The organism is Indioceanicola profundi (genome assembly GCF_003568845.1).
GTDB lineage: Bacteria > Pseudomonadota > Alphaproteobacteria > Azospirillales > Azospirillaceae > Indioceanicola > Indioceanicola profundi.
Genome location: NZ_CP030126.1, coordinates 2,389,818 through 2,410,176 on the forward strand (window position 1 = coordinate 2,389,818; position 20,359 = coordinate 2,410,176).

Annotated in this window: 18 protein-coding genes; 9 read left to right on the top strand and 9 right to left on the bottom strand. The window is 68.3% G+C overall.

Annotated features, from left to right (window positions below):
• Window positions 1-5: 5 nt before the first annotated feature.
• Window positions 6-755 (bottom strand): TVP38/TMEM64 family protein, encoded by a 750-nt coding sequence (locus DOL89_RS11405; protein ID WP_119679267.1) that lies wholly within the window; start codon window positions 753-755, stop codon window positions 6-8.
• Window positions 756-1,003: 248 nt separating this feature from the next.
• Between DOL89_RS11405 and rpmH the strand changes: the two genes are divergently transcribed.
• The 5 genes from rpmH (at window position 1,004) to yihA (ending at window position 4,649) form a co-directional block, all read left to right on the top strand.
• The gene (rpmH, locus tag DOL89_RS11410) at window positions 1,004-1,138 is read left to right on the top strand and encodes a 50S ribosomal protein L34 (protein WP_119679268.1); all 135 of its coding nucleotides are present in this window, start codon (window positions 1,004-1,006) and stop codon (window positions 1,136-1,138) included.
• A 12-nt stretch (window positions 1,139-1,150) separates the two neighbouring features.
• Complete coding sequence (rnpA, locus tag DOL89_RS11415; protein ID WP_119679269.1) at window positions 1,151-1,627, top strand: ribonuclease P protein component; 477 nt, start codon at window positions 1,151-1,153, stop codon at window positions 1,625-1,627.
• Window positions 1,628-1,686: 59 nt separating this feature from the next.
• Window positions 1,687-1,950 carry a membrane protein insertion efficiency factor YidD gene (yidD, locus tag DOL89_RS11420; RefSeq protein ID WP_318658538.1) on the top strand — a complete coding sequence of 88 codons (264 nt, stop codon included), beginning with the start codon at window positions 1,687-1,689 and terminating at the stop codon, window positions 1,948-1,950.
• A gap of 84 nt (window positions 1,951-2,034) precedes the next feature.
• Complete coding sequence (gene yidC, locus DOL89_RS11425; protein WP_119679271.1) at window positions 2,035-3,753, top strand: membrane protein insertase YidC; 1,719 nt, start codon at window positions 2,035-2,037, stop codon at window positions 3,751-3,753.
• Between the two features lie 221 nt (window positions 3,754-3,974).
• On the top strand, window positions 3,975-4,649 hold the full coding sequence (gene yihA, locus DOL89_RS11430; protein ID WP_119679272.1) for a ribosome biogenesis GTP-binding protein YihA/YsxC: 675 nt from the start codon (window positions 3,975-3,977) through the stop codon (window positions 4,647-4,649).
• Window positions 4,650-4,728: 79 nt separating this feature from the next.
• Here the strand turns inward: yihA and DOL89_RS11435 are convergent, their stop codons facing one another.
• Window positions 4,729-7,521, bottom strand: a complete 2,793-nt coding sequence (locus DOL89_RS11435) for a M16 family metallopeptidase (protein ID WP_119679273.1) — start codon at window positions 7,519-7,521, stop codon at window positions 4,729-4,731.
• A gap of 226 nt (window positions 7,522-7,747) precedes the next feature.
• Here DOL89_RS11435 and argB point away from each other — a divergent pair, with 226 nt between their 5' ends.
• A complete protein-coding gene (gene argB / locus DOL89_RS11440; RefSeq protein WP_119679274.1) occupies window positions 7,748-8,662 on the top strand; it encodes an acetylglutamate kinase in 915 nt (304 codons plus the stop codon).
• A gap of 100 nt (window positions 8,663-8,762) precedes the next feature.
• On the opposite strand, the gene glcF is transcribed toward argB, so the two are convergent.
• From glcF to ykgO, 5 genes are all read right to left on the bottom strand, one after another.
• Entirely contained in the window at window positions 8,763-10,076 is a 1,314-nt protein-coding gene (gene glcF / locus DOL89_RS11445) for a glycolate oxidase subunit GlcF (protein WP_119679275.1), read from the bottom strand.
• Between the two features lie 82 nt (window positions 10,077-10,158).
• A complete protein-coding gene (locus DOL89_RS25940; protein WP_318658494.1) occupies window positions 10,159-10,467 on the bottom strand; it encodes a hypothetical protein in 309 nt (102 codons plus the stop codon).
• A complete protein-coding gene (locus DOL89_RS11450; protein WP_318658495.1) occupies window positions 10,401-11,378 on the bottom strand; it encodes an FAD-binding protein in 978 nt (325 codons plus the stop codon). The genes DOL89_RS25940 and DOL89_RS11450 overlap by 67 nt, the downstream gene beginning before the upstream one ends.
• A 154-nt stretch (window positions 11,379-11,532) precedes the next feature.
• On the bottom strand, window positions 11,533-13,017 hold the full coding sequence (locus tag DOL89_RS11455; protein ID WP_119679276.1) for an FAD-linked oxidase C-terminal domain-containing protein: 1,485 nt from the start codon (window positions 13,015-13,017) through the stop codon (window positions 11,533-11,535).
• A 213-nt stretch (window positions 13,018-13,230) separates the two neighbouring features.
• Entirely contained in the window at window positions 13,231-13,356 is a 126-nt protein-coding gene (gene ykgO / locus DOL89_RS11460; RefSeq protein WP_012973122.1) for a type B 50S ribosomal protein L36, read from the bottom strand.
• A gap of 243 nt (window positions 13,357-13,599) precedes the next feature.
• On the opposite strand from ykgO, the gene DOL89_RS11465 reads away from it, so the two are divergent.
• Window positions 13,600-15,126: a Do family serine endopeptidase gene (locus DOL89_RS11465; RefSeq protein WP_119679277.1), complete on the top strand. Its 1,527-nt coding sequence runs from the start codon at window positions 13,600-13,602 to the stop codon at window positions 15,124-15,126.
• 64 nt (window positions 15,127-15,190) lie between these two features.
• Here the strand turns inward: DOL89_RS11465 and DOL89_RS11470 are convergent, their stop codons facing one another.
• Window positions 15,191-16,168 carry an SAM-dependent methyltransferase gene (locus DOL89_RS11470; protein ID WP_119679278.1) on the bottom strand — a complete coding sequence of 326 codons (978 nt, stop codon included), beginning with the start codon at window positions 16,166-16,168 and terminating at the stop codon, window positions 15,191-15,193.
• Between the two features lie 470 nt (window positions 16,169-16,638).
• Between DOL89_RS11470 and DOL89_RS25945 the strand changes: the two genes are divergently transcribed.
• Window positions 16,639-17,319 (top strand): cold-shock protein, encoded by a 681-nt coding sequence (locus DOL89_RS25945; RefSeq protein WP_119679279.1) that lies wholly within the window; start codon window positions 16,639-16,641, stop codon window positions 17,317-17,319.
• 230 nt (window positions 17,320-17,549) lie between these two features.
• Window positions 17,550-19,322: a gamma-glutamyltransferase gene (gene ggt / locus DOL89_RS11480; protein ID WP_119679280.1), complete on the top strand. Its 1,773-nt coding sequence runs from the start codon at window positions 17,550-17,552 to the stop codon at window positions 19,320-19,322.
• A gap of 17 nt (window positions 19,323-19,339) precedes the next feature.
• On the opposite strand, the gene DOL89_RS11485 is transcribed toward ggt, so the two are convergent.
• Window positions 19,340-20,248 carry a ribose-phosphate diphosphokinase gene (locus tag DOL89_RS11485; RefSeq protein WP_119679281.1) on the bottom strand — a complete coding sequence of 303 codons (909 nt, stop codon included), beginning with the start codon at window positions 20,246-20,248 and terminating at the stop codon, window positions 19,340-19,342.
• Between the last annotated feature and the right edge of the window lie 111 nt (window positions 20,249-20,359).

Here is a 20,359-nt window from a genome sequence, read left to right on the forward strand (position 1 = left end):
TCGGGTCAGCTCTTGCGAGCGCGCAGCCGCTTGGCCGCGACGGGGATCAGGGCCAGCACAGCAAGCCCCAGGATGGGCAGCAGGATTTCCGCCCGGAAAATGATGGAAAGGTCGGGCGTGCCCCCCGCTTCGAACACCGAGCCCAGCCCGTTGCCGACGCTGGCATACACAAGGCTGCCGGGGATGATGCCGATGAAGGTGGCCAGCACGAAGGTGCCGGGTTTCACGCCCAGGAAGGCCGGCACCAGATTGACCAGCCAGAAGGGGAAGGCCGGCACCAGCCGCAGGAACAGCAGATAGCTGAAAGCCCCGTCCCTGAACCCCGCCTCCAGCCGATGAAGCCAGGGGCCGGCCTTGGCGCGGAGAAGGTCGGAAAGCGCGGTGCGGGCCGCCAGGAAGATGGCAGTAGCCCCCAGCGTCGCTCCCGTCACCGAATAGGCCGCCCCCGCCCACGTCCCGAACAGGAATCCGCCGCCCAGCGTCAGGAAGATCGCGCCTGGAATGCTGAGCGCCGCCACCAGCGCATAGGCGCCGATGAAGCACAGGGCTGCCAGCAGGTGGTTGGCTTCGACGAACGCCGTCAGCGCCTGCCGGTTCGCCGCCAGCGCATCGAAGCTCAGCCAGCGGTCCAGGTCGAAGGCGAAGACCAGGGCGATGCCTGCGAGGATTGCCGCCAGCGGCAGCAGCCGCTTCACCAGGCCGGCCCGACCGGTTCCTGTTCCTGGCTCATGGCCGGCCGCGCCGGTGGTCTGCATGGCGGTTCCTTCGGATCGGGCCTGGTAGCCGTCAAAGCGCCTGGAGGAAATCAAAGTGCCTGGGAACAGATGTGCGGTCCATGGTATGGCTTCGCAAGCTGCGGGCCGGAAATGGCCCGCCTGACGAGCCGGCATGAGCGCCATGTCCGGCACGGAGCGCGGCTGCGCCATCGCGAGATTGACTCGCACCCGGACGGCCACTATACAACGCGCTTCGTTTTTCTAGCCAACCCTTGGAGTATCCTGCCGTGAAGCGTACGTACCAGCCGAGCAAGCTCATCCGCAAGCGCCGGCACGGCTTCCGCGCCCGCATGGCCACTGTCGGCGGCCGCAAGGTCCTTGCCAACCGTCGCCGCGTGGGCCGCAAGCGCCTGTCCGCCTGAGGCCGGTTCGCGATGGCGCCCCGGCATACAGCCAAGGTGGGGCGCCTCACCCGGCGGCCGGAGTTTCTGGCCGTCGCCGGGACCCGGCGCAAGCAGGTCACCCCCGGCGTGATCCTTCAGGCGCGCGCGCATGACGCGCAGCAGCACCCGGACCCCGGTGAACCGCCGGTGCGGGTGGGCTACACCGCCAGCAAGAAGGTTGGAGGCGCGGTTGAACGCAACCGCGCCCGTCGCCGTTTGCGCGCGGCCGTTGCCGAGGTGCTGGCGGCCAATGCGGCGCCTGGGCACGATTTCGTGCTGGTGGCCCGCCAGGAAACGGTGCACCGCCCCTGGGCGGCGCTGAAGTCCGACCTGGAGATGGCGTTGAAGCGCATGAAAGCCTGGCTGCCCCGCCGGGCCGATGCCGATTCGGCCCCCTCCCCCGCCCCTGCGACGGAAAGCGCGGGCAATCTGCCGCCATCCGCCGGCCGGCCGGAGGGTGCGGCATGAACGCCCCCGCTGCACCGCATGGATGGCTCCGGATCGCCCGGAATCCGGCTGTATGGCTGATGCGCGGGCTGGTGCATGCCTACCGGCTTGTGCTGTCCCCGCTGCTGGGACCAAGCTGCCGGTTCCAACCTACCTGTTCCGAATATGCGCTGGATGCCCTATCTAGGCACGGGGCGGCGCGGGGATCGTGGCTGACGCTGCGACGCATGCTCCGCTGCCATCCGTGGGGCGGCTCGGGCTGGGACCCTGTCCCTGAGCCCGGCGTCCGGACGGATGCGCAGGGTCATACCCACATTGCGGGGGGCGGGTGCTGCGGCCGATAAGGCCGGCAGCCACCGCCCCAAACCTTGATTGCCGGTCACCGGCCCCCGACCGGGGCCCGGGCCCGGAGCACGGACCTAGAGCCAATGACGGACCAGAAGAATCTCATCCTGGCGATCCTGCTATCGGTCGCCATCGTTTTCGGGTTCCACTTCCTGTACGAGAAGCCTCGGCAGGAGGCCCGTCAGGCGGAGCTTGCCCGCCAGAAGGCTCTCACCGAAGAAACGGTGGATGTGACCCAGCCGCGGCTGACGCCCGGCGCCGCCCCTGTGACCGAGGGGCCGACAGGTCCGCGGGACCGGGCGGAGGTGATCGCCGCAGGCAACCGCATCCCCATCAGCACGCCGCAGCTCCATGGCTCGATCAACCTGATCGGCGGGCGCATCGACGATCTCAGCCTCGCCAACTACCATGTGACCCCGGATGAGGACAGCCCGGAGGTCGTGCTGCTGAGCCCCGTCGGCACGCCCAGCCCCTACTTCGCCGAGTTCGGCTGGGTGGGAACGGAAGGCATGCCGGTGCCCGGCCCCGAGACGCGCTGGACCGCCGATGGCGGCACGCTTACCCCCGGCGACCCGCTGGTGCTGAGCTGGGACAACGGCCAGGGGCTGGTGTTCGAGCGGGTTTTCGCGGTGGATGAGAACTTCATGTTCACCGTGAACCAGCGCGTCCGGAACACAGGCGACGCGCCGGCGGCCCTGTCCACCTATGGCCGCATCCAGCGTCGCGGCACGCCGGAGACCAGCGGCTTCTTCATCCTGCATGAGGGGGCTGTCGGCGTCTTCGACGGCGTCCTGCAGGAATTCGACTATGAGGACATGCAGGACACGCCGGACCCGCTGAAGACCACGGGCGGCTGGTTCGGCATCACCGACAAATACTGGCTGGTCAGCCTGATCCCGGACCAGAGCCAGACGGTCGATGTCCGCGTCGTGCATCAGAACGCCACCGGCGCCGACATCTATCAGGTGGACTACCGCACCGAGGCCGCCACCCTGGCGCCGGGCCAGACGGTCGACACCACCCACCGCCTGTTCGCCGGCGCCAAGAAGGCCGACCTGCTGGACGAGTATGGCGACGCGCTGAACATCCCGCGCTTCAACTATGCCGTCGACTGGGGCTGGTTCTTCTTCCTGACCATCCCGTTCTTCCATGCGCTGCACTTCCTGGGCGGGCTGTTCGGGAATTTCGGCGTCGCCATCCTGGTCTTCACCATCTTCCTGCGGCTGCTCTTCTTCCCGCTGGCCAACAAGCAGTATGAGAGCTTCGCCAAGATGAAGAAGCTCCAGCCCAAGATGGAGGAGCTGCGCAAGCGCTTCGGCGAGGATCGCCAGCAGCTCTCCTTGAAGATGATGGAGCTGTACAAGACGGAGAAGGTGAACCCGCTGGCCGGCTGCCTGCCGATCCTGCTCCAGATCCCGGTGTTCTTCGCGCTTTACAAGGTGCTGTTCGTCACCATCGAGATGCGGCACGCGCCCTTCTTCGGCTGGATCGACGATCTGTCCGCCCCGGACCCGACCACCATCTTCAACCTGTTCGGCCTGATCCCCTGGGACCCGCCGAGCATGCTGATGATCGGCGTCTGGCCGCTGCTGATGGGCGTCACCATGTTCCTGCAGCAGAAGCTGAGCCCGTCGAACCCCGACCCGGTGCAGCAGAAGGTGTTCCTGGTTCTGCCCTTCGTCTTCACCTTCATGATGGCCGCCTTCCCGGTGGGTCTGGTGATCTACTGGACCTGGTCCAACACGCTGGCCATCCTGCAGCAGTGGCTCATCATGCGCCGCATGGGCGTGAAGATGACGTAAGGCCCGGCGCCCTGCCGCAGCGGAAGTCATGGCAGGGCGGCAGCGGGCCCGATACTCCCGTCATCCCGGCGAAAGCCGGGACCGAGGGGCGGCGGGCACCGCCCTCGGGACTCCTGGGCCCCGGCTTTCGCCGGGGTGACGGAGATTTAGGTTGCCGGATCGCATCTCCTGGGCCAGTCAGGGGCAAGGCGCTCCGGCACCTGGAAAGGCAAGGAAGCGACATGACCCGCCAGTACCAGATCACCCCGTCCCTTATCGGCGACCTCACGCCGGAGGAGATCGAGGCGGGCCGCCTTCTGTTCGCCAAGGAGTGCGACTTCTTCTGGGGCGCGGAGGCGGCCACGGCGCTGCCGGAGGCGGAGCTGCCGGAAATCTGCTTCGCCGGGCGGTCGAACGTCGGCAAATCCTCGCTCATCAACGCCCTGACCGGACGCACCACCCTGGCCCGCACCAGCCAGACGCCGGGCCGCACCCAGCAGCTCAACTTCTTCAATCTGGGCGGACGGCTGGTGATGGTGGACATGCCGGGCTACGGCTACGCCAAGGTCAGCAAGGAGCGCTCCGCCGCCTGGACGGACTTCATCAAACAGTACCTGAAGGGCCGGGTGACGCTGAAGCGGGCGCTGGTGCTGGTGGACAGCCGGCATGGGCTGAAGCCCACCGATGTCGAGATGATGACGATGATGAACAAGGCCGCCGTGCCCTATCAGATCGTCCTCACCAAGGCCGACAAGATGACCGACAAGGCGCTGGAACATACCCGCCGCGATGTGGCGGAGGCCTTGAAGAAGCATGGCGCCGCCCATCCCGAGGTGGTCTTCACCAGCTCCGATACCGGCATGGGCATCCCCGAGCTGCGCGCCAGCCTGACGCGGCTTGCCGCACCGGCCGCCTGACGGACGGGCGCCGAAGAATCAAAAAGAAACGGCCGGTCCCGAGGGGCCGGCCGTTTCGATTCGGGGTGGACGAACCGCGTCAGTCGATGCGGTTGCCGTCGGCGTCCCAGACCTCCACCGGGCCGAGGCCGGAGTCACGCACGGCCTTTTCGATCTTCCTGCGGTCTCCGACCACGACCCAGAGCAGGTCGTCGGTGCGGACCATCTCGGAGACGGCGGCGCCGATATCCGCCGGCTTCAGAGCCTCGTACTTCGCCTTGACGCCCAGGATGTAATCCGCCGGCCGGCCATAGAGCGAGTCCGACAGCATCTGGTTCAGCACGGCATTCCCCGTCTCGAACTGGCCCGGCAGGGAGCGGACATTGTTCTGGACCGCCTTCTCGATCTCCTCCGGCGAGGCAGGCCTGTCGGCGGCGAAGGCCTTTGCCTCGCGCAGCATCTCGGCCAGCGATTCACCGGTCTTGTCGGTCTGCACCGGCGCATACATGACCCAGGGCCGCTGCCCCACCGCCCCCATCAGGAAGCTGGACGCGCCGTAGGACCAGCCCTTGTCCTCACGCAGGTTCATGTTCACGCGGGAGGTGAACATGCCGCCGAATATGTCGTTGGCGGCGGACAGGGCGATGTCGTTCTCCGCCGATCCCAGCGGGCCGATGCGGCCGGCCATGATCACCGTCTGCTCCGCATCGGGGCGATCCACCACGGCGACGCGGGTGCCTGACGGGGCGACCTTGGCCAGGTTCTTGGCCGGGCGCGCCATGGCGGGCGGCTTCCAGTTGCCGAGGGCCGTCTCCAGCTCCGCCGTCAGCTCCTTCAAGGTGATGTCGCCGACGGCGAAGATGCGGACATTGTCCGGTCGTATCCAGTCCCGGTGGAAGGCGACCAGATCGTCGCGGGTCAGCGCCTCGATGCTGGCTTCCGTCCCGCTGCCGGTCAGCGGCTTGCCATAGGCGTGGTCCTTGCCATAGAGCGCCGGCGGCAGCAAGCGGGCGACGAGATTGCGCGGATTGGCCTTCTCCTGCTGGATGCCGGCGAGCCAGCGTCCGCGCAGCCGGTCGATCTCCTCCGTCTTGAAGGCGGGATTCCGCACCACGTCGGCCAACAGGGCCAGGGAGGGAGACAGCTTGTCCCGCAGCGCTGAAACTCCGGCATAGGCCGCATCCAGATTGTTGCGCAGCCACAGCTCCGCCCCCAGCCCTTCCAGCTCCGCCGCGATGGTGAGCGCATCGCGGCTCTTCGTGCCTTCGTCCATCAGCTCGGCGGCGAAGGAGCCGACGCCCGGCTTGTCGGTCGAGTCGGCGGCATAGCCGGCATCGAACTGCAAGGCCACCTGCACCGTCGGCACCGCCGTACGCCGGGCCAGCGACACCTGGATGCCGTTGGACAGTTTGGCCGTCTCGATCTCGGGGAAGCTCAACTCGGGCGTGGTGTCCACCACCGGCAAGGCGGATCGGTCGGCCCCGCCGCCGGACACGGAATAGGCCGGGACCGGGACCACGTCGACCTGGTGCCAGCCGCGCTTCAGCCACTCGCGCGCCGCCGCGTGGACCTCGGCCGGAGTTGCCGTCTCGATCCAGTTCAGCCAGGTCGCATAGTGGGCGGGGTCGCCGTGATACAGCTCCCCTTCTGCCAGGATGGTGGCCTTGCCGCTCCGGCCGCCCACCTTCTCGACGCCGCGGACGAAATTGGCGCGGTAGACGGTCTTGGCCCGCTCCAGCTCCTCCGCCGTCGGTCCCTTCTCCAGGAACTCGGCGATAACTTGCTCCATGAGCTTTTCCGCTTCCGCCGGGTCCGCGCCCGGCTTCGGCATAACGGTCACCATGAACATGGAGGCCAGCTCGAACGAGATATTGCCGGCGGAGGCGCTGGTGGCAATCTGACGGTCGTAGACCAGCTCCTTGTACAGGCGGGAGGTCTTGCCGCCGCCCAGCACCTGGGCCGCGAGGTCGAGCAGCGCGCTCTCCCGCGTGTCGATGCCCGGCACCGCCCAGGCACGCCGCGCCATGGGCTGCGGCACCCGGTCTTCCAGCCGGGTGCGGGTATCGGCCGCCCGGTCCGGCACTTTGTGCAGGTCGCGGACAAGGTTCGGGCCCGGCGGGATATCGCCGAAATACTTCTCCACCAGCGGCCGGGCCGTAGTCGCGTCGATGTCTCCCGACAGCACCAGCACGGCGTTGCCGGGGCCGTAATAGCGCCCGAACCACTCCTTCACATCGTCCAGCGATGCCGCCGCCAGATCCTCCATGGAGCCGATGGTGGTCCAGCTGTAGGGATGGCCGGAGGGGAACAACCCGGACAGGAGGGATGCCCAGACCCGCCCATAGGGCTGGTTCTCGCCCTGGCGCTTCTCGTTCTTCACGACCTCGCGCTGCTCATCCAGCTTGGCTTGGTCCACGCTGCCGATGAAATGGCCCATGCGGTCGGATTCGAGCCAGAGCGCCATGTCCAGAGCCGTGGTCGGCACGGTCTGGAAGTAGTTGGTGCGGTCCAGGCTGGTGGTGCCGTTCTGGTCCGTCGCCCCCACCTGCTCGAACGGGGCGAACCACTCGCCCTTGTAGTTCTCCGTCCCCTGGAACATCAGATGCTCGAACAGGTGCGCGAAGCCGGTGCGGCCCGGCTTCTCGTCCTTGCTGCCGACATGGTACCAGACGCCCACCGCCACCACCGGGGCCTTGCGGTCGGTATGGACCAGCACGCGCAGGCCGTTGGGCAGCGTGATGCGCTCATAGGGGATGTCCACCGCAGCGGCCGGCTTTGCCGCGGCCGCCGGCTTCGCCGTCGACTGGGCGAACGCCGCCGGCGACTGGCCGAGCAGCAGGGCCGCGGCGGCGGTGGCGAGAATCGGGCGGATAAGGAGTCGGCGTGATCGCATCGCTGGGCGTCCTGGTGACAATCGAAGCGGTAGAGGATGCCACGTCCGGGGGATGCCACCAAGCGTTTGAGCTACTCCCCGCGCCACCCTTCCTCCGCGCAGCCTGTCCAGGGGCGCTGTCCTTTCCGGCGATGGCCGCCGGCCCGCGGCATTGCCCAGAGCCGGCCTGTGATGTTATGCACCTGACCGTTTGCCCGCCCCCTCCCCCCAGCATCGGGAAGCCGCCATGACCGCACCCGCCGCCCCCAGCCTGTCCCGCGACGAGTGGATCGCGAAGGCGCGCACCTTGTCGGAGGCGCTGCCCTATATGCGGCGCTATGCCGGCAAGACCATCGTGGTGAAGTATGGCGGCCATGCCATGGGCGACGAGTCGCTGGCCATCAAGTTCGCCAGCGACATCGTGCTGATGAAGCAGGTCGGCATCCACCCCATCGTGGTGCATGGCGGCGGCCCCCAGATCGGCCAGATGCTGGAGCGGCTGAAGATCAAGTCGGAGTTCGTGGACGGGCTGCGCATCACCGACCGGGAAACGGTCGAGGTGGCGGAGATGGTGCTGTCCGGCTCCATCAACAAGCAGATCGTGGCCCTGATCAACGATGCCGGCGGCGATGCCATCGGCCTGTCCGGCAAGGATGACGACCTGATCGAGGCGCGCAAGGTCACCCGCACCAAGCGCGACCCGGACAGCAACATCGAGAAGATCATCGATCTCGGCTTCGTCGGCGACCCGTTCCGGATCAATCCCGGCCTGCTGCTGAAGCTGCGCCAGGCCGACATCATCCCGGTCATTGCCCCGATCGGCATCGGCGAGGACGGCCAGACCTACAACATCAACGCCGACACGGCGGCCGGCGCCATCGCCGCCGCCATGAAGGCCACGCGCCTGCTGCTGCTGACCGACGTGGTCGGCGTGCTGGACAAGACGAAGACGCTGATTCCGGAGCTGACGGTGGATGCCGCCAAGGCCGCCATCGCCGACGGCACCGCCACCGGCGGCATGATCCCGAAGATCGAGACCTGCCTGTCCGCCGTGGAGGGCGGCGTGGAAGCCGCCGTCATCCTGGACGGCCGCGTCCCCCACGCCATCCTGCTGGAAATCTTCACCGAGGGCGGGGCCGGCACGCTGATCGGAAAGAAGTAGGGGAATTCGGGGTTTAGATCTGTCAGTCCTCGCCCTGGCTGCCTCCCTCGTCCGCTGACGCGACGACAGGCTCAGGGTGAGGACTTACTTCCGCCGGAGATCACTCCGCCGCCACCTCTGGCACCCGGGCCTCCGCCAGCTTGGCCGGCTTCGGGCCGCCGGTGGCCCAGTCCAGCAGCTCCACCGTGTGGACCAGCGGAATCCCGGTGCCCTGGGCGATCTGGGTCATGCAGCCGATATTGCCGGTGGCGACGAGGTCCGGCCGCACGCTCTCGATGTTCCGCACCTTGCGCTCGCGGAGCTGGCCGGCCAGCTCCGGCTGGAGGATGTTGTAGGTGCCGGCGGAGCCGCAGCAGATGTGCCCCTCCGGCACGCCCACCACCTCGAAACCGGCCTGCTTCAGCAGGTTGCCCGGAAGCTCCTTGATCTTCTGACCGTGCTGCATGGAGCAGGCGGAATGATAGGCGACCCGCAGCTTTTCCGGCGCCTTCGCCGTTTCCGGCAGGCCCAGCATGGCCAGCACTTCCGTGATGTCCTTGGCGATGGAGGAGATTTTCGCCGCCTTCTCCGCCAGCTCCGGATCATCGCGGAGCATGAAACCGTAATCCTTCACCGTGGTGCCGCAGCCCGACGCGGTGATGACGATGGCGTCCAGCCCCTTGCCGTCCATCTCCCGCACCCAGGCGCGGACATTGTTCGGCGCGAACTGGCTTTCCTTCGCCCCCATGTGATGGGTCAGCGCGCCGCAGCAGCCGGTTCCCTCCGCGATCACCACCTCTGCCCCCAGCCGGTTCAGCAGGCGGATGGTGGCCTCGTTGATGTCGGGGTCCAGCACCGGCTGCACGCAGCCGGACAGCAGGGCCACGCGCATGCGCTTCGGCGCTTCCGCCGGGAACACGCCCGGCTTCTCCTGCCGGCTCGGTCCATGGATCTTGCCCGGCGCCAGGGTCAGCATGGTCTTCAGCCGCGCCGGCATCACGCCCGCGAAGGTCTTGCCCAGCTTCGCCCCGCGCAGCGCCCAGCGGAAGCGGTCGGTATAGGGCAGGATTTCCGTCAGCATCCTGCGCTGGACCCGGTCGGGCAGCGGCCGCTGGTAGGTTTCCGCGATATGGTGCCGGGCATGGTCCACCAGATGCATGTAGTGCACGCCCGAGGGGCAGGTGGTCATGCAGGACAGGCAGGAGAGGCAGCGGTCGATGTGCTTGACCGTGACCTCGTCCGCCGGCCGGTCGTTCTCCAGCATCTCCTTGATCAGGTAGATGCGGCCGCGCGGGCTGTCCAGCTCATCGCCCAACTGGGTGTAGGTCGGGCAGGTGGCCGTGCAGAAGCCGCAATGCACGCACTTGCGGAGGATCTTCTCCGACTCCGCAACATCGCTGTCGGCCAACTGGGCGAGGGTGAAATTCGTCTGCATTTGGGTCAGATCGCCTTTTGCGAGGCTGCGCGGCAAACCGGCCGCGGCATGTTCCGATAAAATGGGCGGTCAGTGCCGGGCATCACACCCCCGCCACCATCCGGCCGGGGTTCAGCACGCCCTGGGGGTCGAACTGCTGCTTGATCCGGGCGGACAGGGCGGCCACGGCGGCCGACTGCGGATGGAAGACGGGGATGCCGGCGCGGACCGGTTCCGGCGCGCGGATTAGGGTGGCGTGGCCGCCGCCGCTGAAGCGGCCGGGCGGGAGGATGGCGCCGCGCACGGCGGCTTCCGCAGCCTCGCCCTCCGGCAGACCGATCCAGATCAACCCGCCGCCCCAGTCCAGCCAGCCCACCGCACCCGGCACGGCCTGCCGCACCCGGTCCAGCACCGCCGCCCCTCCATCGGGGGCACGGACAGCTTCCAGACCACCATCTCCTGCCGCTCGGCGAAGGGTGTGGCATCGCGCAGGGCCGCCCAGAGGGCGTGGCTTTCCATCACATCCAGCACCGCCATGGCGGCGCGGCCGGCCAGCAGCCCTTCCAGCAGGGTCAGGCGGGCGGCCACGCTGACCTCCGGCCCTTCCAGCCGCAGCAGCGCGCAGGGTGTGCGCGGCGGCAGGCCAGGGAAGGCCAGCTCGGCCGGCACCCAGGCGGCCCCGGACACCTCCGCCCCGCTGCCCAGGGCATCCGACATGGCCTTGACCGCATCCGCGGCGGTGATCCCGGCCAGCACACAGGTGCGCGTCACCTCCGCCGCCGGCAGCACCTTCAGCGTGATCTCCGTCAGCACGCCCAGCGTGCCGAAGGCGCCGGTCAGAAGCTTGGGCAGGTCGTAGCCGGTGACGTTCTTCACCACCTTGGCCCCGGCCTTGAACAGCTCCCCCCGGCCGGACACGGCGGAGGTCGCCAGGATATGGTCGCGGGCCGCCCCCCACTTCACCCGGCGCGGGCCCGACAGCCCGGCGGAGATCAGGCCGCCGATCGTGCCCTCGTTCGTTCCGGCACCGAAAAGAGGGCCGTAATCCGGCGCCTCGAAGGCCAGCTCCTGGCCGCGGCCGCGGAGCGTCTCCTCCACCTCCGCCATGGAGGTGCCGGGCTTCACAACCAGCATCAGCTCTTCCGGTTCATAGGAGACGATGCCGGATAGGGCGGAGAGGTCGAGCGTGTGGGCCGCCTGGACCGGCCGGCCCAGCGCCGCCTTGGTGCCCCTGCCCTGGATGCTGAGCGGCTGGCTCTCCGCCACCGCCCAGCGCACGGCCTCGATCACCTGGGCGTCGGTTTCGGGCTTGAAGGTGGTCATGGCGCGATGTTTCCCGATAGGTGGGCGGCCCGGAGCGGGGTGTGGCGTGGAGCGGATTGGGACGGTGGCTGTGGCTGTGGCGGGGCGTGTCGCAATCCGCCTGCGGCTTCTTGCGACCTACGGTGTGTCCTTGATAGCTGGATCATGCCGGCCCTCAGAACCGCGGGATGTCCGGAAAGGCCAGCTTGCCCTGATGCACCACCATCTTTCCCAGCTCGGCACAGCGGTGGAGCTGCGGGAAGACCTTGCCGGGGTTCAGCAGGCCGGCCGGATCAAAGGCGCATTTCAGCCGCTGCTGCTGCGCCAGATCCTCCTCCCCGAACTGGTGGGTCATGAGGTCCCGCTTCTCGATGCCGACTCCGTGCTCCCCGGTCAGCACACCGCCGACCTCCACGCACAGCTTCAGGATGGCCGCGCCGAAGGCCTCGCAGCGCTCCAGCTCGCCGGGATTGTTGGCGTCGAACAGGATCAGCGGGTGCAAATTGCCGTCGCCGGCATGGAACACGTTGGCGACCCGCAGGCCGAACTCGCTTTGCATCTCCTCCATCCGCTGGAGGACGTGGGGCAGCGCTTTGCGGGGGATGGTGCCGTCCATGCACATGTAGTCGGGGCTGATGCGGCCCACGGCCGGGAAGGCGGATTTGCGACCGGCCCAGAAGGCGGCGCGCTCCTCCTCGCTGGCGCTGACGCGGATATAGGTGGCCCCGCGGGCGCGGGCGATGGTCTCCACCCGCTGGATCAGGTGGTCGACCTCCGCCGCCGGCCCGTCCAGCTCCACGATCAGGAGGGAGGCGGCGTCGCGCGGATAGCCGGCGCCGACGAAATCCTCCGCCGCGTTGATGGCGGGGTTGTCCATCATCTCCATGCCGCCGGGGATGATGCCTTCGGCGATCACGGCGGCCACGGTCTCGCCGCCGGCCTCCACCGTGGGGAAGCCCACCAGCACGGCGCGCGCCGTTTCCGGCTTCTGCAGGATGCGCACCGTGACCTCGGTCACGATGCCCAGCAGCCCCTCGGACCCGGTCAGGATGCCCAGCAGGTCGTAGCCCTCGGCATCCATGTGCTTGCCGCCGAGGCGCAGGATCTCGCCATCAATGGTGACGAACTCGACGCCCAGGATATTGTTGGCCGTGACGCCGTATTTCAGGCAGTGAACGCCGCCCGAATTCTCCGCCACATTGCCGCCGATGGTGCAGGCGATCTGGCTGGACGGGTCGGGCGCGTAATAGAAGCCGGCATGCTGCACCGCATGGGTGATGCCGAGGTTGGTGACGCCGGGCTGGGCCGTGACGGTGCGATTCTCGTAATCGATGTCCAGGATCTTGTTCAGCTTGGACAGGCCGATGGTCACCCCGTCGGCCAGCGGCAAGGCGCCGCCGGACAGGCCGGTGCCGGCCCCGCGGGGTACGATCCTGGCCCCCATCTCCTTGCAGATTTTCAGCGCCGCCGCGACCTGTTCGGTGTTGGAGGGCAGCACCACAACCAGCGGAAGCTGGCGGTAGGCGGTCAGCGCATCGGTCTCATAGGGCTTGAGGGAGCGCTCATCGGCGATCACGCCGTTGGGCACGGCCTCTTGCAGCCGCGCGATCAGGGCCGCGCGGTTGCGGATCACGCTCTGATCCGGCGCCGGCATCAGCATGGCCGTTTCTCCCCGCCTTGTCTGGTGTTCAGGCCGGGATGATGGGCGGGCGGAGCCGTGCTTTCAAGGAATCTGAGACGCTTTTCCACAGTGTGGAAGCGTTACTCCCGGGGTGCGCGAACGGCGTGCCCCAACAACGAAAACCGCGCCGGATGGCGCGGTTGTCGCAATCCGCAGGGCCAAATCGCGCCTGCGGCCGAACCTGAACCGAACTCAGCCCTGGCGGGCCTTGAAGCGGGGGTTCTGCTTGTTGATGACGTAGACGCGGCCCTTGCGGCGGATGACGCGGCAAGCCTTGTGGCGGGTCTTCATCGACTTGAGAGAGTTGACGATCTTCATTTTCGGGTACTCGGTGCTGGGGCCTGGAATTTGAGGCGCGGACCATAATCGCGCCGATCCGGCCTGTCAACCATGGCGGGCGCGATTCCGTGCCCGCGCGAGACGTTCCGCCCCGCCAGCCGTTTTCCTTCCGACCATTCTACCCAGTGTACAAGGGAGGACCCGCTTATGGCATGTCCGCATGCGCGCCCACAGCCGCACAGAATTCCTGACCGGCGCCGGGCGCCCGGGCGGTCCCTGCTGATGGGGGCCACGGCGGCCCTGGCTCTGGCGCTCGCTGCCCCGGCTGCGAACGCCCAGCGCGGGCCGGAGCAGGCTCCGCCGCAGCAGCAACAGCGCGAGGCGGCGACCACCGGCATGCAGCACGGCGAGCGGCCGGTGAGCTTTTCCCAGCTCGCCAAGGCCAAGCTGCCCGCCGTGGTGACCATCACGGCGTCCGGCGAGGCCCAGGCCGGGCCGGGCGGCATACCGGGCGGTCCCGCCTCCCCCTTCCCGCCGGGCTCGCCCTTCGAGGATTTCTTCGAGGACTTCTTCGGCCAGCCGCCGGGCGGCCCTGGCGGCGGTGCGCCGGGCGCTCCCGGCCAGCCGCCCCAGAGCCGGCCGACACGGTCCCTGGGCTCCGGCTTCATCATCGACCCGTCCGGCTTCATCGTCACCAACAACCATGTTGTGGAAGGCGCGACCGAGGTGCAGGTCACGCTTGAGAGCGGCCGAACCATTCAGGCCGAGGTAGTCGGCACCGATCCCGCCACCGACATCGCCCTGCTGCGGGTGGATGTGGGCGAGGAGCTGCCGGCCCTGGCCTGGGGCGACTCGGATGCGGCCGAGGTGGGCGACTGGATCATCGCCATCGGCAACCCGTTCGGGCTGGGCGGCTCCGTGACCGCCGGCATCATCTCCGCCCGCGCCCGCGACATCGGGGCCGGGAACTATGACGACTTCATCCAGACCGACGCCGCCATCAACAGCGGCAATTCCGGCGGCCCCATGATCGACATGGACGGGCGGGTGATCGGCGTCAACACCGCCATCTTCTCCCGCACCGGCGGCAGTGTTGGCATCGGCTTCTCCGTACCCTCGGCCATCGCCTCCTCGGTGGTGGCGGAGCTGCGGGAACAGGGCTTCGTCACCCGCGGCTTCCTGGGCGTCACCATCCAGCCGGTGACGGAGGAGATCGCGGAGGCGCTGGGGCTCCAGGCCCAGGAGGGGGCTCTGGTCTCCTCCGTCTCCCCCGACAGCCCTGCCGCCCGCGCGGGGCTTCAGACCGGCGACGTGGTGGTGTCGGTCAACGGCGAGACGGTGGAGGAACCGCGCGACCTGTCCCGCCGGGTGGCCGACATCGACCCCGGCGAGCGGGTGCAGTTGGAGGTTCTGCGCGAGGGCGAGCGGCAGACCATCCAGGCCCAGGTCGGCGAGCTGCCGCGTGAGCAGCAGACCGCGGAGGCCGCGCCGCAGGATCAGGGCAGCCCGCTGGGACTGGCCCTGGCGCCCGCCGGATCGCCGGAGGTGCGGCAGCAGTTCGGCCTGCCGGACGACGCTACCGGCGCCGTGGTGGTCGGGGTACAGCCCGGATCACCGGCGGCGGAGCGGGGCTTCCAGCCCGGCGACCTGATCACCCGCGCCAACCGCCAGCCGGTCCAGGGTCCGGAGGATCTGACCCAGGCCATCCAGCAGGCCCGCAAGGACGGCCGCGACTCGCTGGTGGTGCTGCGCCAGACGGAACAGGGCGCGGTCTTCGTGCCGCTGCCGCTGAGTCCCGACCAGGGCTGAGGCGGACGCGCACAAGTGCAAAGGTATGGACGGAACCGTGGCGGACGCCGCGGTTCCGTTTCCTTTATGAAAGGTCCGCAGGCTTCATGGCGTAGAAGCGGTAGCAGCGCAGCCCGCTGGACAGGGCGGCGACGCGGCGGGCCCAGAGCTCCACCTCCTCCACCACCGCGAGCTTGGTTTCCCGGTCCATGGCAACCGTTTCCAGATGCTTCACGAGCTGCTGGATGGCGGTGACGATCATGGTGACCTGGGCGTCGGAGATATCCTCCGCGATGCGGATGTCGAGGTTCCGCTGCTGCAAGGCGGCGGAATACTGCTCCACCGACCAGGGATGGGGTTCGACCGGTTCGTGCGCGGCCCAGCCATCGAAGTCCCGCCCCCGCTGCCGGCTGTTGTCGATCACATAGTCGGTGAAGAGGAGCTGTCCCTTCGGCTTCAGGCAGGCCTCGATCGCGTCGATCAGCCCGTCCTTGTTGTGCACGGTATAGAGCGCCTCCTTCGAGAAGATGGCGTCCACGCGCTTGTTGAAGGTGAAATGCTCCGGATCGAACTGGCTGATGGGCGCCTGGCGGGCGAGGCCGGCCTTGTGGGAACGGAACATGCCCGCCTCCGCCAGGACGGGATTGTACTCCAGACCGGTGACCCAGGCCCCGTACTGGGTGGCCATGGCGCGGCTGGACCCGCCCAGTCCGGCGCCGATATCCAGCACGCTCATCGCCGGATTCAGGCCCAGCGGCTTCACCAGGGTTGGAATGTGGTCGGTGCCGCCGGGGGTGGCGAAACCATGGCCCCAGATCTTCTCCGCCACCTGGATGCGGGACGCGGTCCAGAGCGGCTTGTTGTGGCGGTTCAGGTGTCGCCCGTTTCCGACGGCCCCATGCGCCGCCGCGGACGAGCCGTCCATCACCGACCCGAAATCCGAATCACGCAGACGGCGGCTCAGGATGGCGGAAAGGTCGTACCCTTCCCACCAGGCGATGAACCGATCCTTCAGCGACAGGGCCGCCTGCGGAGCGTTATCGGAGCTTCTTGGTCCGGTCATGTGTCTGCGCAATGCCGTGAACGGCCGACTGCGACATAATCTACCCATACTGGATGCGTTAAGGAACAATATACCAGGAAACCGCCATTATTTTAAGTAAGGGTGCGGAATATGGCGCTGTCTGGAAGGCCCCGGCCTGGCACCTTCCGGATTTTGCATACCGGCCATGATCTGACCGCATTGCGTCGGGTTGCAGGCGGCCGGACCCGAATTCGACAAGGGGTGGCGGATTCTCGGCCTTCGTGCCCCCACATCCCGTCCGTCCGGCTGATCCTGTAGGGCTATAGCCCTTCCGGAGCACCCCTCGGCTTTCATGGTGCAAGCGGAGGCGAGTCGGTATAAGGTCAGTCTGGGGTGGCTGATCGGCTCTACCGCGTCCGACGGTTCGGCGCAGGGGTCCGGCTTTCGTCCTTGCAGCCGGCAAGCCGGTCAAGTTCCTCAATCGTTCGACCAGTCGAGTTCAAGACCACATGTACGATCGCCGTTCTCCGCAGAGCCCGCAGATCACCCGTCGGGGCGTCACCGCCACCGTCAAATGGTATAACCCCACCAAGGGTTTCGGTTTCGTTACCCTGTCCGATGGTTCTCCGGACGCCTTCCTGCACGCGTCCGTTGTGCAGTCCGCCGGCCATGAGGCCCTGGCCGACGGCACGACCATCGTGTGCGACCTGTCCCAGGGCCAGAAGGGCCCGCAGGTGGCCTCCATCAGCAGCGTGGACGAGTCCACCGCGACTGCTTCTCCGCGTGCTGGCGGCGGCGGTGGCTTCGGCGCCCGCGGCGGCTTCGGCGGCGATCGTGGCGGCTACGGCGACCGCGGCGGCTACGGTGACCGTGGCGGCTTCGGCGGCGATCGCGGCGGCTATGGCGACCGCGGTGGCTACGGCGACCGTCCGCGCTCCCCGCGCGCTGGCGGCTTCGGCGGCGGCTACGATGCCGGCCCGACCGAGACCATCGAGGGCACCGTGAAGTTCTTCAGCAGCGACAAGGGCTTCGGCTTTGTCACGCCGGATGGCGGCGGGAAGGACGTGTTCGTGCACGTCACCGCGCTGGAGCGTTCCGGTGTGCGCACGCTGGCCCCGGAGCAGCGCGTGCGTCTGGAGACCAGCATGGGCCAGAAGGGTCCGCAGGCCAACAAGGTCGAAGTCATCTGATCCACGGCTACAGGCCATAGATCAGGGCTTCCGATCCGTTTGGTCGGCGTGCGCGGGAACCCGCTTCCCGCGCGCAGCTCTTTACAAGATTTGATCTGCGCTTGCGGAGTGGTTCGGGCGCCGACGGAATTCGTCGGCGCCCTTTCCGCATTTGGAGCCCACGCAATCCGTTCGGGATCGTGCTCCGATCCGGGTTTTCGCAAGTGCGAAGGCATGGCACACTTTCCGCCATGACAGACCTCCCCGCACGCTGTTTCCGCCCTGCCCTTCCCCTGCTCCTCGGCTTCTGCCTGCTGGCTCCGTTCACGGCCGCGGCGCAGTTTTCCGGGCCGGAGCCCGCGACGGGCCGGAAGGAGCGCACCCTCTCCACCGCCGGCCAGCACATGGTCGCCGCCGCGAATTCCCTGGCGGCGGAGGCTGGGCGCGAGATGCTGCGCCAGGGCGGCAGCGCCGTGGATGCGGCTATCGCGGCGGAACTCGTGCTGGGGTTGGTGGAACCGCAGTCCAGCGGGCTCGGCGGGGGCGGCTTCATGGTGGTTGCCGCCCCTGGCGGGGAGGTCACGACCTATGACGGGCGGGAAACCGCGCCTGCCGCCACAAGCCCCGGCCGGTTCCTGCTGCCCGATGGCCAGCCGATGCCGTTCTTCGAGGCGCTGGACAACGCGAGGGCGGTGGGCGTTCCCGGACTGGCGGCCATGATGAAGCTGGCCCATGACCGCCACGGCCGGCTGCCCTGGGCCGACCTGTTCCAGCCCGCGATCCGTCTGGCGGAGGAAGGTTTTCCGGCTCAGCCGCGCATGGTGGAGGTGCTGACCAGTTGGCGACACCTGCTGGAGACGCGTCCGGACATGCGGGCGACGTATTACCGGAACGGCGCCGGTCCGCCTGCCATCGGGGAGATGTTCCGCAATCCCGCCCTGGCCGAAACCATGCGCCGGCTTGCGGCGGACGGGCCGCAGGCGATGCATGAGGGAGCCATCGGGCAGGAGATCGTGCGGCACCTGCGCAGCTTGGCCGGCCCGGACGGCCTCGCGACGCCGACGGAGCAGGACTTGGCGCAGTACCGCGCGCTGGAACGGGACGCGGTCTGCGCCCCATACAGGCAGTGGCAGGTCTGCGGCATGGCTCCGCCCTCCGCCGGGGGCATCGCCGTTCTTCAGATTCTGGGTATGTTGGAGGCGTTTCCGATGGCGGAGCTGGGAGCGGACGGTCCCGCCGCCTGGCACCTTTTCGCGGAGGCGAGCCGCCGCGCCTATGCCGACCGGGAGGTTTTCGTCGGCGATCCGGCCTTCGTCAAGGTGCCGGTGCGCGGCCTGATCGATCCCGGCTATCTTGCCGGACGGGCCGCCGACATTGAACCGGCGCAGGCGACCAGGGGGACGGTGCCTGCCGGCGATCCGCCCTGGCGGGAGGGCCGGGCCTATGCGCCGGGGTCCGAACCGGACGTTCCCTCAACTACCCACCTGTCGGTGGTGGATGGGGATGGACTCACCGTGGCAATGACCAACTCCGTGGAGTTCGCCTTCGGTTCCGGCATCGTGGCCGGAGGCATGGTGCTGAACAACGAGCTGACGGACTTCGCCTTCGTGCCCACGGGCGCGGGCGGGCTGCCCGTAGCCAACGCGCCCGCGGGCGGCAAGCGGCCCCGTTCCAGCATGGCGCCTATGGTGGTGTTCGACGCGCAGGGACGACCGGTGCTCACCATCGGCTCCCCCGGCGGAACAGCGATCATCGCCTTTGTGGCGCAGGCCATGGTGGCGATCCTGGACTGGGGCATGGACCCGCAGGCCGCGCTGGACCTGCCGCACCTCGTCAACCGCAACGGTTCCACCGTCGTGGAGGCGGGAGCGGAAGGCGACGCCCTGGCCGAAGCGCTACGCGCGCTGGGGCATGAGGTGGAGCGGGCGGACCTGAACAGCGGCCTGCACGCCATTCTTGTCACGCCCGATGGCCTGCAAGGCGGCGTCGACCCGCGCCGGGACGGGGCGGCTCTTGGCGACTGAGGGGTGAGGCAGGCGGCTCACCCCAGGCTGCGCACCGCATCGGCCAGCAGGCCGGTGAGCGGGATGGCATTGGTCGGGTGGGGAATGCCGTCGGCGGAGATGACCTGTTCGATCCCGGCGGCCCGGAACGTCGTCATCATCTCCTCCGGGAAGACGGCGTGGATGGCGCAGGCCAGCAGCCGCGCGGCCCCATGCTCTTTCGCCACGCGGGCCACGTCCAGCAGCGTGCCGCCGGAGCTGACCACATCATCCACCAACAGCACCGTGCGGCCCGAGAGATCGGTGCCGGGCGGCAACGTGACCGTCACGTCCCGGTCTCCCCGCCGCTCCTTCCGGCCGCAGAGCCCGGCCATGCCTCCGGCCCGCGCCACGCTGGCGACCAGATCCGCCGCCTCTTCATCGGGGCCGAGCACGGTCCAGCCTTCATCCGCGCCGAGTCCGCGCGCCCATTCGCCGGCCAGCGGCCCGGCAGTCAGGGCGAGCGCCCGGCGTCCGGGAAAGACCTCCGTCAGGTCGTGGGTGCGGTGCAGATGCGGTTCCACCGTCACCACGCTGTCGAACAGCCCGGACAGCCAGCGGCCCATGATGCGCTGGCTCACCACCTCGCCGGGATTGAATTCCAGGTCCTGACGCATATAGGCGAGATAGGGAGCGACGAGGTCGATGCGTTCTGCCCCCCGCTCACGGAGCGCGGCGGCCAGGAACTGCAGCTCCACCAGCTTGGAATTGGGCTGGTCCAACGAACGGACGATCACCGCGCGGCGCGGTGACGCGTCCAGGCGCACCAGGCTTTCCCCATCGGGAAAACGGTGCAGCGACGCCTGCCGGAACGGCATGCCCAGCGTACCGGCCAGACGCTCCGCAAGATCGCCGCCATCCGGGAATCCGATCAGCAGCGCGGAGTCTCCGTTCCGCCCGTCCGTCATGATGCACTCTCCCACTCTTCCATCAGCCTGCGGCTCCCCGGCGGGCGGGGGCTACAGGATGTGCAATGTCTATGTGCCGAGGAACAGAATGAAGTTGCAAGCGAACAGATT

Excerpts from the sequence above, each read along its gene's own strand:
- DOL89_RS11405 (WP_119679267.1), bottom strand. The coding sequence starts at position 755 with ATGCAGACCACCGGCGCGGCCGGCCATGAGCCAGGAACAGGAACCGGT.
- rnpA (WP_119679269.1), top strand. The coding sequence starts at position 1,151 with ATGGCGCCCCGGCATACAGCCAAGGTGGGGCGCCTCACCCGGCGGCCG.
- yidD (WP_318658538.1), top strand. The coding sequence starts at position 1,687 with ATGCGCGGGCTGGTGCATGCCTACCGGCTTGTGCTGTCCCCGCTGCTG.
- yidC (WP_119679271.1), top strand. The coding sequence starts at position 2,035 with ATGACGGACCAGAAGAATCTCATCCTGGCGATCCTGCTATCGGTCGCC.
- yihA (WP_119679272.1), top strand. The coding sequence starts at position 3,975 with ATGACCCGCCAGTACCAGATCACCCCGTCCCTTATCGGCGACCTCACG.
- DOL89_RS11435 (WP_119679273.1), bottom strand. The coding sequence starts at position 7,521 with ATGCGATCACGCCGACTCCTTATCCGCCCGATTCTCGCCACCGCCGCC.
- argB (WP_119679274.1), top strand. The coding sequence starts at position 7,748 with ATGACCGCACCCGCCGCCCCCAGCCTGTCCCGCGACGAGTGGATCGCG.
- glcF (WP_119679275.1), bottom strand. The coding sequence starts at position 10,076 with ATGCAGACGAATTTCACCCTCGCCCAGTTGGCCGACAGCGATGTTGCG.
- DOL89_RS11450 (WP_318658495.1), bottom strand. The coding sequence starts at position 11,378 with ATGACCACCTTCAAGCCCGAAACCGACGCCCAGGTGATCGAGGCCGTG.
- DOL89_RS11455 (WP_119679276.1), bottom strand. The coding sequence starts at position 13,017 with ATGCTGATGCCGGCGCCGGATCAGAGCGTGATCCGCAACCGCGCGGCC.
- ykgO (WP_012973122.1), bottom strand. The coding sequence starts at position 13,356 with ATGAAGATCGTCAACTCTCTCAAGTCGATGAAGACCCGCCACAAGGCT.
- DOL89_RS11465 (WP_119679277.1), top strand. The coding sequence starts at position 13,600 with ATGGGGGCCACGGCGGCCCTGGCTCTGGCGCTCGCTGCCCCGGCTGCG.
- DOL89_RS11470 (WP_119679278.1), bottom strand. The coding sequence starts at position 16,168 with ATGACCGGACCAAGAAGCTCCGATAACGCTCCGCAGGCGGCCCTGTCG.
- DOL89_RS25945 (WP_119679279.1), top strand. The coding sequence starts at position 16,639 with ATGTACGATCGCCGTTCTCCGCAGAGCCCGCAGATCACCCGTCGGGGC.
- ggt (WP_119679280.1), top strand. The coding sequence starts at position 17,550 with ATGACAGACCTCCCCGCACGCTGTTTCCGCCCTGCCCTTCCCCTGCTC.
- DOL89_RS11485 (WP_119679281.1), bottom strand. The coding sequence starts at position 20,248 with ATGACGGACGGGCGGAACGGAGACTCCGCGCTGCTGATCGGATTCCCG.